Below are 15,761 nucleotides of genomic sequence, written 5' to 3'. Positions count from 1 at the left end.
GAAATAAAGGAGATAATGTAAATTATCATGCGCTTTTTTCAGCGTTTGCCCCTTTACCGTTATTTACCCGCCAGAGCTGCTGGTGTACGGAACGTCACGCTGACCTGCGTCCCGCCATTTGGCGGCGGGGAAAAGTGCAACGTCCCGCCGAGCCGTCCCGCGCGTTCGCGCATAATGTTCAGCCCGTAGTGTCCTGGCGGCTCGCTGGCTTCGCCAATACCAATGCCGTTGTCGCGAATGGTGACGGTGTGCGTGCCATCGGCTGACGTGATACAGCTGACAATAATTTCGCTTGCCTGAGCATGTTTAATGGCATTCAACACCGCTTCACGCACGATCTGTAACAAATGCACCTGCTTTTGCGCATCCAGCGCCAGCGAGGAGAGACGGCAGTCAAGGACCAGTTTCGCCTGCGTCTGGCTTTGCAGCCCGTCGAGGGACTCCTGCAGTGCGGCAGGAAGGTTGGCATGATTGAGCGTCAGGCGGAAGGTGGTAAGCAGTTCGCGCAGCTGCCGCCAGGCGTTGTTTAGCTCACGGGAGAAGTCCGCGATGATGGTTTGTGCCGGGAGATCCTCTTCCGGCACGGCACGTTTGAGCAGCGCAAGCTGGATGCGCAAATAGGAGAGGACCTGCGCCAGTGAGTCATGTAACTCGCGGGCAATGGTCGCGCGTTCTTCCATCAGCAGTAACTGCTGATAGTGTTTCTGCGCCTGGTTGAAATAGAGCCCGCGCCCCAGCATTGTCGCCACGCTTTCCATAAGCGGCAGCGATACGGCATGCTTCTCGCTCTGCCAGCGCAGCTCGCCATAAAGGGTATCCTGCATCAGCACCGGCAGACTTTGCATCTGACTGTCGTTTGTCTCCGTCCCCTCACACAGCCGCCAGTCGTCGCTGGTGCGAAGTTCGAGGTAATTCATCTGCGTGTATTCATGCACAATCTGCAAAATATGCCTGAAACAGTGGCTGTCGATCTGGCCGGTATTGAGCGCCTGCGAACATTTGAACAGCATCTCAAGCTGCTGATGCGCTTCATTTAAATGGTGTGTTTTTTCCGCAACGGACTGCTCAAGTGAGAGATACAGCGTCCGCAGCTCGGCTGACATATGGTTGAACGCACGGGAAAGCTGGCCCAGCTCATTCGGCAGGGCAGTGTCAGGCGCAGGCGTGTCAAATTGTCTCCGTTCAATACGTTCGCTGGCCGCCACCAGATTGTTCAGCGGCAAAACCACCTGGCGGCGGGTCTGTCGCAGCGTAAATACAGTCAGCAGCAGAATGCTCAGCCCGCCCGCCAGCGACATCAGGATAACCAGCTGAATTTTATGTTCGGTGTAGTGCTGGAGCGCCAGCACAAAGGCATCAATGCGGCCAACAAAATCCTCAATGTGGGTCTGATACCACGCCGTGTCGCCGCTGGCGATGCGCTTATCCATCTCCTGCCAGGCAAGATGAAGCTGTTGGTAGCGTTGTTTGACATCTTCAGGCACATACCAGCGGTCTAATTTCTGCAGCGCCGGTGCGCTCAGCGTCTGCTGCCAGCTCTCACGGTGCTCCGCAAGTGAAGGGCTGACACGCTGCATTTCGTAGCCCAGGCGGTAGCTCTGCATGCGCAGCGAACCGGCAATATTGATCGCCTCGGCGTCACGCTGGCTGCTGGCGAGCGTCAGCAGTGCGATGGCGCTGGTCAGGACGGACAACACAATAATCGAAAAGAAAGCCCGAGCCAGGCTTCCGGAAACAGAACGTTTAACGGTCACAAAACGGCTTCCTGAATAAAATTGATCTGCCACAGGTTCACTGGAAATAGTTTGGTTTCCTGGGCATTTGAACATTGCCTGATAACGCTACGATGAGTAAATACAATATTCATATAAAGAATAAGGTTATTGAACCAAAAACAGGTGTCGTTATGAATCGTTTTATTATGGCCAACAGCCAGCAATGTATCGGATGTCGTGCCTGCGAAGTCGCCTGCGTGATGGCGCACAACGATGAACAGCATGTTCTGAGCGAGCACCATTTCCATCCCCGCATTACGGTCCTTAAATCGGGCGCAAAAAGTAGCCCCGTCACCTGCCATCACTGCGAAAATGCCCCCTGCGCGCAAAGCTGTCCGAACGGGGCCATCAGCAAGCACAGCGACAGCGTACAGGTGAATCAACAAAAATGCATTGGTTGCAAAGCCTGCATGGTGGCCTGCCCGTTTGGCACTTTGGACATTATCGTCACACCGCAGGAAAACGACAGCGTGAAGGCCACGGCGCACAAGTGCGATCTCTGTCTGACACGGTCGCAAGGCCCGGCCTGTGTCGAAAACTGCCCGGCCGATGTGCTCAGGCTTGCCACTCCCGCGGTGCTGGATAACCTGGCGAAAGCGCGCCGACAGCGTACCGCCCGGCTTGAGGCGCAGCCCTGGCACGGTGAAGCGGTGCAATGTGAACAACCGCAAACCAAATTGCAGCAACTGCACAATACACCGAAGCGTGGCGAGCCGGATAAACTCACTCCCGAAGAACGCGTTGTCCATTTCAACGAAATTTATCTGCCGTTTCGGGCGGAGCAGGCTCACCGCGAAGCGTCACGCTGCCTCAAATGCGGTGAGCACAGTATCTGTGAGTGGCACTGTCCGCTACATAACCACATTCCGCAATGGATTGAACGTGTTAAGGCGGGGGATATCGCAGGCGCAGTTGCGCTTTCGCATCAGACCAACTGTTTACCTGAAATCACCGGCCGCGTCTGCCCGCAGGATCGATTATGTGAAGGAGCCTGCACAGTACGTGATGAATCGGGGTCGGTGACTATTGGCAATATTGAGCGCTATATCTCTGACCAGGCGCTGGCAATGGGCTGGACGCCGGACATGCGCGACGTTTCACCGGTGAATAAACGTGTTGCTATTATCGGGGCGGGTCCGGCCGGGCTGGCGTGCGCCGATGTGCTGGTGCGCAGCGGCGTGAGTGTGACAGTGTACGATCGCCATCCGGAAATTGGCGGTTTGCTGACGTTTGGTATTCCGGCTTTCAAGCTGGATAAATCGCTGCTGGCGCGCCGCAGAGCGATATTTACCGCGATGGGGATCACGTTCGAGCTGAACTGCGAAGTGGGTAAAGATATCTCTATGGCGCAACTGCAAAGTGACTACGATGCGCTGTTTATCGGCGTTGGAACCTATCGCTCCATGAAAGCGGGAATTCCGCATGAGGACGCGCCAGGCGTGTATGACGCGTTGCCCTTCCTCGTGGCAAACACGCGCCATATCATGGGGCTTGAGCCGACGGTCACCGAGCCGTTTATTGACACCCAGGGCTTAAATGTCGTGGTGCTTGGCGGCGGCGATACGGCGATGGACTGCGTGCGGACTGCACTGCGACACGGTGCCGCGAAAGTGACCTGTGCCTATCGGCGGGACGAAGCCAACATGCCTGGCTCGAAAAAAGAGGTCAAGAATGCCAAAGAAGAGGGCGCGACGTTTGAATTTAACGTCCAGCCCGTTGAACTGACGCGCGGCCCAGGGGGGCAGGTTAACGGCATTCGGATGCTGCGTACTGAACTGGGTGAACCGGATGCGCAGGGGCGTCGTCGGCCTGTTCCGGTGGCGGGCAGCGAATTTGTTATGCCTGCGGATGCGGTGATCATGGCGTTTGGTTTCAACCCGCATGCGATGCCGTGGCTGGAGGCACAGGGCGTCGAAACGGATGACTGGGGACGAATCGTTGCCTCCGTGGAGAGCCGCTACCGTTACCAGACCTCAAACCCGCAAATTTTCGCCGGGGGAGATGCAGTTCGCGGCGCGGATCTGGTGGTGACGGCGATGGCCGAAGGGCGTCATGCCGCGCAGGGGATCATGGACTGGCTGGGAATAGAACCACCAAAAATGCACTAACGCCATCGGGCGACAAAGCGGGTTTCACGGCGTAGTATTAAAAGACTCATTCTGCCGTGGAGCCCGTATGTCCCTGAAAATAGACGTCATCAAAGACATCATCCTTTCTGAAAACTATTTTGTCCTGCGTAACATCACCTATGATTTAACGCGTAATAACGGTGAAGTGATCCGCCATAAACGCGAGGTCTATGACCGTGGCAACGGGGCAACCATTCTGCTGTATAACCGTGAAAAGCAAAGCGTGGTGTTGATTCGTCAGTTTCGGGTGGCGACATGGGTGAATGGCAATCCTGACGGACGGCTGATTGAAACCTGCGCTGGCCTGCTCGACGACGATGAACCTGAAGTCTGCATCCGTAAAGAGGCCGTGGAAGAGACAGGCTTTGAAGTGGGGGAGGTGACAAAAGTCTTTGAGTTATTCATGTCGCCAGGCGGCGTAACGGAGATCATCCATTTCTTCATCGCGGAATACAACGATGCGCAGCGGACTCACCGGGGAGGCGGCGTAGAAGACGAAGATATCGAGGTGCTGGAAATTCCTTTCGCTGAGGCATTAGCCATGGTGAAAAGTGGTGAGATCAGGGACGGTAAGACGGTGATATTGCTGCAATATTTACAAACAACCGGTCTGATGAGTTCCGTTTCGGATAAATCTATCCGATAAATCCGATTGAGCAAGCCCGGATGTAACACGAAGATACGGCCCAGTTTTGCGTTTTCATTTCCGGGATTGTGCCATCCATGCGCCACTGCGTTTTTATTCTCTTCCTGTCTTGCGTGCTGCCTGCGTCGTTGGCGTGGGCTGCGCCCGCTCAACAGTCTTTTTCAGACTGGCAGGTGACCTGCAACAACCAGAATTTTTGCATTGCGCGTAATACCGGTGAACATCACGGCCTGGTCATGACGCTCAGCCGCAGCGCCGGAGCGAAAACGGATGCAACGTTGCGTATCGACCTGGGCGGGCTCTCCCCGCCGCCGGTCAAAGAGCCTGACATTGCTCCCCGGCTTTTGCTGGATGATACGCCGTTAACACTGAACGCACAGCACTGGCAACTCACTCCCTGGCATCTGAAGACAGACGACGCAACGACCATCACCACCTTTTTGAAACACATTCAGGAGGGGCAGGCACTGACCCTGCGCGGCGGCAAACAGGTTGCCTCTCTGGACGGTCTGAAAGCGGCGTTGTTATTTATCGACGCTCAGCAGAAACGCGTCGGGAGTGAAACGGCCTGGATTAAGAAAGGTGACGAACCGCCGCTGAGCGTCCCCCCCGCACCGGCCTTAAAAAAGGTGGCGGTAGTGAACCCGACACCTACGCCGCTCACCCACGAAGAGCTGAACGATCTGCTGGATTACGGGACCTGGCGGATGAATAACAGCCAGTGCTCGCTCGACCCGAACCGTCGCGAAGTGCGCGTGACCGCATTGACCGACGACAAAGCGCTGCTGATCATCAGCTGTGAAGCCGGGGCCTATAACACCGTTGACCTGGCGTGGCTGGTGTCGCGTAAAAAACCGTTTGCGGCCCGCAGCGTCAGGCTGCGTCTGCCGTTTACGCCGTCAAGCGAAAGCAGTGAAATGGAGCTGATGAACGCCAGTTTTGACGAAAAAACGCGTGAACTGACCACGCTTTCGTTAGGACGCGGTATTGCGGATTGCGGGATACAGACGCGCTGGCGTTTTGACGGCCAGCGCTTTCGTCTGGTGCGGTATGCCGAAGAACCAAGCTGCGATAACTGGAATGGGCCAGACGCCTGGCCCACGCTGTGGATCACCCGTTAGACTTGCGGAAAAAGTCGTTATACAACATGTATAAATGCGCCGCGCTCCAGGAGAAATTCGGTGCGCCTTGCTGTGCGCCGGTCAGCGGGTTGTAATTTTCCTGGATCGGACCGTCGGACGTTAATCCTTTCGCATGCTTAAAGAAGGTTTGCGCCAGGTTTTGCGCCTGCTCGCGGTAGCCGTAGCGTTCCATTCCTTTTAATCCAAACCAGAACTGATCCACCCAGACGCGCCCGCGCCAGTAGATATCCGGGCCAAACGCCGGGTTCGTCAGCGCCGCTGTGCCGAGTGGCACGTATGTGTTGAACGTTTTCGGGTCCAGCATGACCTTCACCACCGCATCTGCCTGTTTCTGCGTCGCCGCGCCGTTGAACAGCGGTGACCAGCCTTCCGGCCCTTTACCACGCTCGACGATCGGTTTACCCGCACAGCCGTTCGCCAGCGGTGTATCCTCGATGCGGATGTCATAGTAGAAACCGCTTTTCGCATCGAACATGCAGGTGTTGATATAGCGTGCAAGTTTATCTGCCAGCTGGCGATAATGGCTGGCTTCCTGCGCTTTGCCTAACAGGGTCGCCATTTGCGCCAGATAGTGGTTATCGCTGTACATATAGCTCGCCTGGTCGACAGATTCCTGCAGTAGCGAGTAGCCCAGAAGATTTCCCGCTTTATTGCGATTTTCCGCAAACTTCACCGTCCAGTCGCTGCGCTTACCGCCATTTTTGACGTATTTATCCAGCTGCGCCTTGTCGATGAAACCGAAAACAGCGGCATCATCCCGGCCAGACTCCCACGATGCGGCGACCTGCGCCGGAATTTCAAGACTGTCGTAATGCCCCTTGTCGATTATGCTGGCGTAATGGGTTAGCCCGGACAGCGTCTCTTCTTTATCACCTTTTTTGACCGTGAACAGCATCTCGCCATTGGCCGTATTATGCGCTTTGTCCCGCGTGGCACCATATTCAGGCACGCCGTTGCCGTTATGGTCGCGGTTGCGTAGCCACCAGTCATGATAAGCGACGAGCTTTGGATACATTTCCGCGAGCCAGGCTTTGTCCTGGGTGACGTGATAAACCTCCATGACGGACCAGGCTGCCAGACTCGGTTTAGTATTGCGCTCATTCCAGTTTCCGCCATCACCGCCACGTTCCGGGCTGAGGTTCCAGGCGATGAGATCGGGGACAAAACCGGCATCCTGCGGGCGAACCGGATCGTCAGGTTTGATTTGCCAGGAGAAGACCGCGCGGATGTTCTCTTTGGCAATTTCCGGGTTGAAATGCGACATGGCAAATGCCTGTTTCCAGGTATCCCACGGCCAGGTCTGGTTGCCGGAGAACCAGCGCCCGGTAACCGATGGTGTCACCGTGTTATAGCGTACCGCACCGCCTGGCGAGCGCCAGTTGCCGTTGAGCGTCTCTATGGCTTTCACTGCCACGCGGGTCTGCTCCGGTGTGGCATTAGGGTTGGTCAAACCTTTATGCAGATAGCCTTCCCATCGCTCCCGCGACGCGGTCATATAAGAGGCCGGGCGCGCCAGAATATCGCGGATTTGCGGCTGCTCGCGCGCCACTTCATCGGCATTCAGCAGATGGGAATAGGTGGTATAGAAGGTCGCGCTGCCTGAAATGTGTGCCCGGCTGGTAAAACGGTGCCCGTCGACCGTGGTGTTTGCTGGTATCGATTTATGAACCTGATATTCGGAGCTGCCGGAGGTCAGCAGATCCCAGGTTGAGCGGACCCTGCCAAACGTCACTTTCAGGCCATCACGAGCCGGGATTATTTTGCGCTGGTAATCCGGATATGCACCATCGATGGTCTTATCCGACAGTGGTTTGCCCTCTTTGGCCTCCAGTTTTTCCAGTAGTTCTCCATCCCACACCAGGTCGAGCGGCGTCTTGCTGGTGATTCGGGTTTCCAGCAGTGAGGTTCGTGAAGAGGCAAAGCGCAGCGTCATCTCAATCTGCACATCGCTGGCGCTGAGCTTCTGTACCAGCGCGCCGGGGAGGCTGTAGGCCTCAAGCGTGAAATCCACTTTTTTCCCGTTCTGGTACACGGTCAGGCGGTCAAAATTCGTCGCCATAAAGTTGATGTACTCTTCCGTAAGCAGCGCTACGCCCGGAAATCCGCCCTGGGTTTGCGGCCCGTCCGGCAGGAGATGACCATGCCAGGCACCCCGATCAAAAAAGGGATTAAAGCGCTGGTGGTCGTCATAGTCGAAATCGTGCATATACTCCGGCGCACCGGTACGGTTAATGACGTTTTTGAAATCATTTGCCGTCGCGGCGTGGGCCGAAAAACTGAGCGTAAGCGCACAGGCCAGCGGCGTAAGGCGGGAGATGAATTTCATGGTGTAGATCCTTTTTACCAGTAGAAATATTGCATCAGGAAGACCTGGTCGCTCGGGTCGCCAGAGGCATTTTTCATGTAGAAGCGGCTATCGGCAGCTGTGGCAAAGCGTCCGCCGCCGTACTCATACCAGATACCAAACTGCATAAATGAGGTGGTTTCGTCGGCGGCATTGTCCGGGCGATGTCTGGCGTAACTGTATGCGGTGGAGAGATAGACACCTTTGAGGGCTTCGACCATGGCGCTGACCATATAACCGGTTTCGGTGCCGGACACAGCCTGTCCGCTGGCACGCCCGGTATGATGCCAGGCGCGCGCCGCCAGGTTAGGCGACAACACGCCGGTTAAGAAGAGTTGACCAGTGCCATCGGTCAACTCCAGACCGTTCATCCAGGTGACATCTTTGGCGATGTCATACTGGATATACCCGTTCGCCATCGCCGGATAGGTGTATTTATCGTCATAGCGATCGTATTTGCCAAAGTGCAGCCAGGCTTTGCTCTCGTTATGGTGGCCCGCAGGCGTAGCGGTAACGCTATAGCGCAGGTTGCCGGAGAGATTCTGCACCTTGAGCGCGTACATAATGTCGCGGGTATTGGGGATCACATACCCCAGGTCTGGCGTGAAATCGCCCCACCATTGCAGGTCATCCAGTGAGGAGTCCTGGCGCAGGCTGAGCATGATTTCGGTGCTGTTATCGGTTTTGTAGCCGCCGTAAAAACGGTTGATGCCGCCTTCGAAACCGCCCCAACTGTGGTCCGGAACCCAGGCATTGCCCTGGCGATCAGCCTGAACGGTCCAGCCTTCGCCGTAAATCAGGCCGAACCAGTTACCCTGTTTCATCTCCAGACCGCCCTCGATATAGGTGCCGTCGCTGTATTTATGCTTATCCTGGCCTTCCAGATCCATATATCCGCCGACACCCATCTCGCCATAAAAACGGAATGACGGGGAGGTTAATTGTGGCGTTTTCGTATCGTCGTGTTCGGCTGGCCGGGCTTCTTCTGCGGCAAATGCGGGGCAGCAGAAAGAGAGGGCAGCGAGTGCCCCAAACGTTTTTGCTTTCATTTTCATACACTCATCCCAGTGAGAGGAAATCCATGCCCTTTGTGTTAGTGCATATTCGAGGCAGGTGATGCTTCAATTTGTTGTTGTTCTTTTGATAATCCCTTTACGTATTTACTGTATTTCCACCAGGCAAATCCGAGGAATAAAACAATGCCACCGACGTTATAGAAAATAATCGTCAGAATATTGGCACCGGTAGGGAAGGTTGAGGCGACAAAACCGATGGCGAAAATAACAATTAGCATCGACACCACCACAATACCCGTGGTGCGGGAGCCCATTTTAAAATCGCGCGGCAGATGGTCGAGCTTACGACGCAGATTCAGGTACGCCAGCATAATAAACAGCGGCGGCAGCATAGAGGCCGCAGCGGTCATATTAATCACGGTGTTCATCAGCTCCTGAGCGGTGTTGGAACCCATGGTCGGGATAACCATTAACGGAATCACAATCAGAAACTGGAACCACGCTGCACGTGCAGGTACACCGTTTTCATTCAGGGCCACCGTTTTCGGACCAAAAATACCGGCTGGAATTTCAGAGAAGAAAATTTTGACCGGCGTTGCCGTCCACATCAACAGGGAGCCGAACATGGCGGTAAACGAGACCAGCCCGACAAAGCGGTTCATCAGCACTTCCGGCAGGCCAAACCAGACCGCCAGACCGTGGAATACCTGCACCGAGCCGCCGGTGAATTTCAGCTCCTTGCTGCTGATAAAGACGTTAATCAGCACTGAGGAGATGGAGTACAGCACGCCAATAAAAATCCCCGCCAGAATGATGACCTTAACGAAGGATTTCGAGCCACCCTTGACGTCGTTGACATATACCGCGACGGACTCTGCCCCGCCTGCGGCCATAAAGATCCAGGTGGTAATGCCGAGGAAGGCCCAGTTGAAGTTCGGGATCATCGCGTCAACGGTAATAGGATCTGCTGGTTGAACGCCACCCATCAGAGCCACACCTGCCAGCAGAATATAAGAGAGCGTTAATAGCAACATCAGCGTGGAGGTTACGGAGGTGATCGGCCCCAGCATTTTCGCCCCGTTGGTGGAAACCCAGGTCGAGAAGGCGAACAGCACCATACTCAGCACCGTGGTGGCAAACGGTGTGAGAATGTACTCATAACCTAAAAATGCATATGACGCATAAGCGATGACGCGTGGCAATAAAGAGGTGAAAAAGAACAGATTCACAAACCAGTAGGTATAGGCAGTAATAAATGCCCAGCGTCCGCCCAGTGAACTTTTCACCCAGGCGTAAACGCCCGCTTCGGAATTTTTATTCAGGGAAACAAATTCAGCGATAATTAAGCAGAACGGTATGAAATAAAACAGGGTCGCTAAAAAGAACATGGGGGCGGAAGCGAGACCCAGTTCGATATTGTTATTGATCACGTTGTTAAAACTAAATACGGCGGCAAATGTCAGCGACAGCAGGCCGAATTTGCCGATGGTATTACGCTTGATGGTTTCAGACATAACGTTTCTCCGGGTACGAGGAGGATAGCGGTGCTTCACTGGCACCGCCTGGTTTTTTATTTGTTATGGAAATAACCGTCTTCGATGGTCACATTGAGGACGACTTTCTTCACCGGCGCATCGCTGATGAAGCGGTATGCTTCGTGAATCTCACAAATGACGATTTGCCCCTCACGCACCTGCCCGGTATGGCCTACACCTTTCAGGTATTCACGGTCGGTTTCATCGCGATAGCACTCCACCTGCTGAAGGGCGTCTTTTGCGGCATATTCAATTTTTTGCACGCCCTGCAGGTAGTAATGCACCTCAAAATAGCGGCGATGGCCGACGAACAGCGCGTCGGTGCTGGTATCGCAGGACACACGGTAGACCAGCGAATCGCCAATGGAGTGAGCAACGCCGGGCTGGATGTTGTCGATGTTGTGAATGGCTTCCACGCAGCGCTGCCATTTCCGGCCCGTGCGGTAAAGCTGCTGAAACTGTTCCAGGCTGTCGAGAACGATCATTTGTCTGCCTCGCTGTGCGAATTCGGAGAGAAGAAACCGGTGCCGAACTGATGGTGTGCCAGCACCTGAGAGACGGTCTGCCCGCCTTCCAGCGCAAGCAGGGTGACGCCGTAGCGGAACGGCCTGAACCAGACGCGCCACGTGTCCAGCACTTCGCTTCCCCAGGAGTTGGAGCCTAAGCCCAGTACCTGATGGTCAAGGTTGAGGGTGATGTCTTCGCAGCGATGCAGTTCGTTGCAGTGCTGCGCAGCGTGGATGTTCTCTGCGGTGTAAGGCCAGGCGCTAAAATGGATGGGCTGTTCAGGCACTACCAGCACGCCGCTGCCGTGACGGTTCGCGAGCGAGGCCCAGCGTACCTGCTGCCGGTTGCCGTTGTTTTGTGGAAACGGATAATTTTCAAACATCTCGTCCACCGTGGTATGCCACAGATCGATGGTACTGGCCTGCTGGCTGTCCGGGTAGTTTTCGCCCGGCCCGCGCCCGTAGTAGCTCACCTGGTCGAATTGACCGTTGATGCCGAGCGTAAAGCCGATGCATGGAATGATATGTGGATAGTCGCCGTAGCGTTCACCGTTCAGCTCAACGTTAATTTGCCCGTCGGCGGCAACGCGCCAGCGGTAGGTACAGCGCATACCAAAATCAAATACCGGTGGAGCAATCAGCGTGCGGGTAGTGATAACGATCGCATCATCACACTGCTCAACCTCGAAACCGCGCAGATGTTCCTGCATGATCTGCAGATGATAGGGGTGCCACAGTCCTTCGTACTCCTGTTTATGGTTATCAATCATCGGCTTGAAGAAGTTAATCTTCGGTTCGCGGGTGATCTTCTCCTCGCCGTTAACCTGCCAGGAGCAGAGTTTCCCCGTTACTTTTGAGAAACGGACGCGGAAGTTATGGCCGGAGAGAGTGCAGCTAAGACGGTCGTCATCCAGGCTTAGCGGCGTGGCGTTCGCATTGCAGTATGGCGTGACGCGGGCGGTACGTGCCTTTAACGGGAACTGATAAACCGCGATCTCATGCCCGGCCTCGCTGTAAAGGGTGCGGCTATTTCTGCAGATGCGAACGGTCAGGAATGCTTCCCGCTCGTCCAGCGCTGGCAGGCTCAGCGCGACAGTGCGTGTGCTATAGGGTGCCAGACCGGTGAGAGTCAGCGGCTGGCTGTGCAGCGTTTCGCCCTCGGCACGTACTTCCACATACAGGGTGTAGTCATCCAGGCTGGTGAACCACAGTCTGTTTGCTACCTGTAGCTCGCCGTCCTGCCACGTCAGTTTGACCGGAGCAATCACCTGTTTGTACTCACGCAACCCCGGTCCAGGGGTTTGATCGGAGTAGATCAGCCCGTCGAGACAGAAATTATAGTTATTGGGGTAATCGCCAAAGTCTCCACCATAGGCGTAATAGGTCTTGCCGCTGGGATCGATGGTCTGAATACCGTGATCGCACCACTCCCAGACATAGTGACCCTGAATGCAGTCGTGACGATCAAAGACGTTCTGGTACTCGGTCAAACCGCCGGGGCCGTTGCCCATTGCGTGGGCGTATTCGCAGATAATGCGCGGTTTTGCGTGCGGGTACTCACCAAACAGGTTCATCAGCGGCACGCGGGTGTACATGGTGGAGATTATATCCACCACCTCAGCGTCGCGATCTTCTTCGTAATGCAGCAGACGCGTGTCGTCCAGCGCTTTTGCTGCGCGGGCCATTGCCCGGATATTGCAGCCGTAGCCGGATTCATTTCCAAGCGACCAGATGATGATTGACGGATGGTTTTTCTGCGCGTGAATGTGGCGTTCGATGCGCTCAACGTAGACATGCTCCCATGTCGGGTCATCCGTGATGCGGCTCAGGTCGCCGACGTTGGCGAAGCCGTGAGATTCCACATCCGTTTCTGCCATTACGAACAGGCCGTAGATATCGCACAGTTCATAAAAGCGCGGATCGTTAGGGTAGTGTGCAGTGCGTACCGAGTTGATGTTGTGCTGCTTCATCAGGATCAGGTCTCGCTCAACGCGATCCATCCCCACGGCACGCCCTTTCAGATGATCGTTGTCGTGCCGGTTTACGCCGTGCAGCTTCAGGTAATGGTTATTAACGTAAAAAAGCCCCTCACGCACCCGGATATCCCGAAAGCCGACGCGCTGCGGGATCACTTCCAATATCTCCCCTTGCTCGTTTTTTAACGTCATCACCAGGTGATAGAGATACGGCGATTCCGAAGACCACTGCTGCGGCTGGCTGACCTCAATGCTAAAGCCGGTTTCGCCGCTGCGGTTAAGTACCAGACTGTCAGTTTTTCCCTGATGCAGCATGAACGCGCCGTCATAGAGTGCGTACTCCAGCGATACCTTTGCAGGCTGCGTCGACAGATTTTCCAGCTCAAGCTGGCAGAAGAGTGTGGCGTCCCGGTAATCCTCTTTAAATGTGGTTTTAACGGTAAAATCGCGCACATGGGCGGGGTTTTTCCCTACCAGATAGACGTCACGGAAAATGCCCGCTGTCCACCACATGTCCTGATCTTCAATGTAGGTGGAATCTGCCCACTGCATCACTCGCACGCAGAGCAGATTTTGCCCGTCGTGAACCGCATTGCTGATATCAAACTCTGCCGTCAGGCGGCTGCCCTTGCTGAAGCCGATATAACGACCATTCACATAGACCTCGAAGTAGGTTTCGACGCCGTCAAACTTGATGAGGGTTTGTTTGTCTTGCCAGCTCCCGGAGAGGGTGAAATAGCGTTGATACGCCCCGGTCGGGTTATCTGCGGGCACCCACGGCACATCCACCGGGAAAGGGAAACCTTCATCGGTATACTGCAGATGACCGTGGCCTTCCATCTGCCACATGGCGGGTACGGTAATATCGCCCCAGTTGGCCATGTACTGCGACGTAAAATGGTCGGGTACAAGCAGCGGGTGAGTGAAAAAGCGGAATTTCCACTGGCCGCTTAAGGATAAAAAGTGGCTGCTGGCTTCGCGGGCAAAGGTGCGAGCCTGTGCGACATCATCATAAGAAAAGAAGTACGCACGCGGCGGAAGCCGGTTCTCATGCGTCAGTTGAATATTTTCCCAGCGATTCATGTGATCTCCCTGTAGGGGTAAAACATCATTGCTGGGGATTTTAGTAAAAATTTTACTAAATAAAATCAGTAAAACTGATCTGCTTTAACTCGATCACGAAATAAAAAAAGCCGGGCATGCCCGGCAGTGTGTTTGAAAAGGGAGGTTAGCGCGTTGTTCCACGCAGTTTCAGTACACTCGGAACAAAGACCTGCAGCGGCAGAGCACGGCCATCACGGGATTTTTCCAGCAGCAGGTTTACCCCCTGGCTGCCCATCATTTCGGAGTGGATACGAACGGTGGAGAGTGGAGGGAAGGTGAAACGGGCCGTCGGGATATCATTCACGCTTATCAACGAGATATCGTTCGGGATCGCCAGCCCCTTCTCGTGGATGGCGCGTAAAACGCCGATGGCGATGGAGTCGGACGCCACAAACAGCGCGGATGGCCAGCTTTCCTGAGCCAGCATTTTTTTTGCCAGCTCGTAACCTGAGGAGCTGGAAAACCCGCCACGCCAGATATCGTCTTCCGACACTACGCCTTTCAGACGCCCGTATTCCACAAAGGCGGCTTCGCGGATGTCGGCTTTGCCCGGTTCATCTTCACCGCCAATAAAGCCAATGCGCTTAACATCTTGTGCAATAAAGAAATCCACGATCTGTTTGCTGATGTGCGAGAGGTCGATATCGACAGAATCGAACTCGCTGCCCGGTTCATGAAAATCAATAAAGCAGACGTTATCGGTCAATGCCATCGCGGCGTGTCGTACCGCAGAAGAGGGTTTACCGACAATCAGCACGCCGGTGAGTTTTTTCATTTCCGGGAGCGTGGCATTGGCGTAGCAGTTGGTAAGTTCAGTGCCGAGCTTCTCGCACTGTGTTTCGATACCGTGGCGGATGGCAAGATAGTAGGGATCGTTAATCTCCAGCTCTTGCTGGTAGCTGTAGAGTGCCAGAATATGTTGCTGTCCCACTGCGGCAGCGTGCATTTTGCGGGAAGTGGTGCTTTTGTATTCCAGCTTCTCGGCAATCTCAAGGATGCGGTGCTTTGTCTCTTCCTTCACATTCAGTGTCGGGTCGTCGTTTAAAACCCGTGATACCGTCGCCAGCGAGACGCCTGCCTCTGTCGCGATGTCTTTGAGCGTTGCCATGTTTACCCTTATTCCCCCCACGTGATAGCCCATTGTAAAGGATGTGTTCGGACATGCATCTGTTTTTAGTAAATATACAGCCTGTTGTTGTGGGCAAATGTCATGCTATTATTTAGTAAAATTTTACTAAGGAGGCGTTATGGAAACGGTAGCTTACGAAGACTTTGCAAAGCTGGAGATCCGCGTGGGAAAGATTGTGGATGTCAAACGCCACGCCAACGCTGATAAGCTCTATATCGTACAGATAGAGGTGGGGGGCAGAACGCTGCAAACCGTGACCAGCCTGGTTCCCTATTACCAGGAGGAGGCGTTACTGGGGAAGACGGTGGTGGTGCTGTGTAATCTGGCGAAGGTCAAAATGCGCGGCGAAACATCTGAATGTATGCTGCTTTGTGCGGAAACTGACGATGCCAGCGAAAGCGTGTTGTTAACGCCAGAGCGGACGATGGCGGCAGGGGTAAGAGTGGTTTGAAAAAGCCG

The 15,761-nt window shown here is 54.7% G+C and carries 11 protein-coding genes; 4 read left to right on the top strand and 7 right to left on the bottom strand.

Annotated features, from left to right (window positions below):
• Window positions 1-59: 59 nt before the first annotated feature.
• Window positions 60-1,754, bottom strand: coding sequence for a nitrate/nitrite two-component system sensor histidine kinase NarQ (narQ, locus tag EoCCA6_RS05395; protein WP_152084402.1), 1,695 nt, complete (start codon window positions 1,752-1,754; stop codon window positions 60-62).
• A gap of 152 nt (window positions 1,755-1,906) precedes the next feature.
• Here narQ and aegA point away from each other — a divergent pair, with 152 nt between their 5' ends.
• The 3 genes from aegA (at window position 1,907) to EoCCA6_RS05375 (ending at window position 5,671) form a co-directional block, all read left to right on the top strand.
• Window positions 1,907-3,883: a formate-dependent uric acid utilization protein AegA gene (gene aegA / locus EoCCA6_RS05385; protein ID WP_152081803.1), complete on the top strand. Its 1,977-nt coding sequence runs from the start codon at window positions 1,907-1,909 to the stop codon at window positions 3,881-3,883.
• A gap of 67 nt (window positions 3,884-3,950) precedes the next feature.
• Window positions 3,951-4,550, top strand: coding sequence for a GDP-mannose pyrophosphatase NudK (gene nudK / locus EoCCA6_RS05380; protein ID WP_152081802.1), 600 nt, complete (start codon window positions 3,951-3,953; stop codon window positions 4,548-4,550).
• 77 nt (window positions 4,551-4,627) lie between these two features.
• A complete protein-coding gene (locus EoCCA6_RS05375; protein ID WP_152081801.1) occupies window positions 4,628-5,671 on the top strand; it encodes a DUF1176 domain-containing protein in 1,044 nt (347 codons plus the stop codon).
• Here the strand turns inward: EoCCA6_RS05375 and ygjK are convergent.
• The 6 genes from ygjK to ebgR all read right to left on the bottom strand — a co-directional run bounded on the left by ygjK (window position 5,661) and on the right by ebgR (window position 15,281).
• Window positions 5,661-8,018 (bottom strand): alpha-glucosidase, encoded by a 2,358-nt coding sequence (gene ygjK / locus EoCCA6_RS05370; protein WP_152081800.1) that lies wholly within the window; start codon window positions 8,016-8,018, stop codon window positions 5,661-5,663. The genes EoCCA6_RS05375 and ygjK overlap by 11 nt on opposite strands.
• A 14-nt stretch (window positions 8,019-8,032) precedes the next feature.
• Window positions 8,033-9,091 carry a protein YgjJ gene (gene ygjJ, locus EoCCA6_RS05365; RefSeq protein ID WP_152081799.1) on the bottom strand — a complete coding sequence of 353 codons (1,059 nt, stop codon included), beginning with the start codon at window positions 9,089-9,091 and terminating at the stop codon, window positions 8,033-8,035.
• A 38-nt stretch (window positions 9,092-9,129) separates the two neighbouring features.
• Entirely contained in the window at window positions 9,130-10,566 is a 1,437-nt protein-coding gene (locus EoCCA6_RS05360) for an amino acid permease (protein ID WP_152081798.1), read from the bottom strand.
• Between the two features lie 56 nt (window positions 10,567-10,622).
• The gene (locus EoCCA6_RS05355; protein ID WP_152081797.1) at window positions 10,623-11,072 is read right to left on the bottom strand and encodes a beta-galactosidase subunit beta; all 450 of its coding nucleotides are present in this window, start codon (window positions 11,070-11,072) and stop codon (window positions 10,623-10,625) included.
• Window positions 11,069-14,152 carry a beta-galactosidase subunit alpha gene (gene ebgA, locus EoCCA6_RS05350; protein WP_152081796.1) on the bottom strand — a complete coding sequence of 1,028 codons (3,084 nt, stop codon included), beginning with the start codon at window positions 14,150-14,152 and terminating at the stop codon, window positions 11,069-11,071. Before ebgA ends, EoCCA6_RS05355 begins: the two co-directional genes overlap by 4 nt.
• Window positions 14,153-14,297: 145 nt before the next feature.
• Entirely contained in the window at window positions 14,298-15,281 is a 984-nt protein-coding gene (ebgR, locus tag EoCCA6_RS05345) for a transcriptional regulator EbgR (protein ID WP_152081795.1), read from the bottom strand.
• 139 nt (window positions 15,282-15,420) lie between these two features.
• Between ebgR and EoCCA6_RS05340 the strand changes: the two genes are divergently transcribed.
• Complete coding sequence (locus EoCCA6_RS05340; protein WP_152081794.1) at window positions 15,421-15,753, top strand: tRNA-binding protein; 333 nt, start codon at window positions 15,421-15,423, stop codon at window positions 15,751-15,753.
• Window positions 15,754-15,761 lie beyond the last annotated feature (8 nt).

The organism is Enterobacter oligotrophicus (genome assembly GCF_009176645.1).
GTDB classification, from domain to species: domain Bacteria; phylum Pseudomonadota; class Gammaproteobacteria; order Enterobacterales; family Enterobacteriaceae; genus Enterobacter; species Enterobacter oligotrophicus.
Note: the sequence above shows the minus strand (reverse complement) of the source record. Positions and strands in the feature narration are given on the sequence as shown.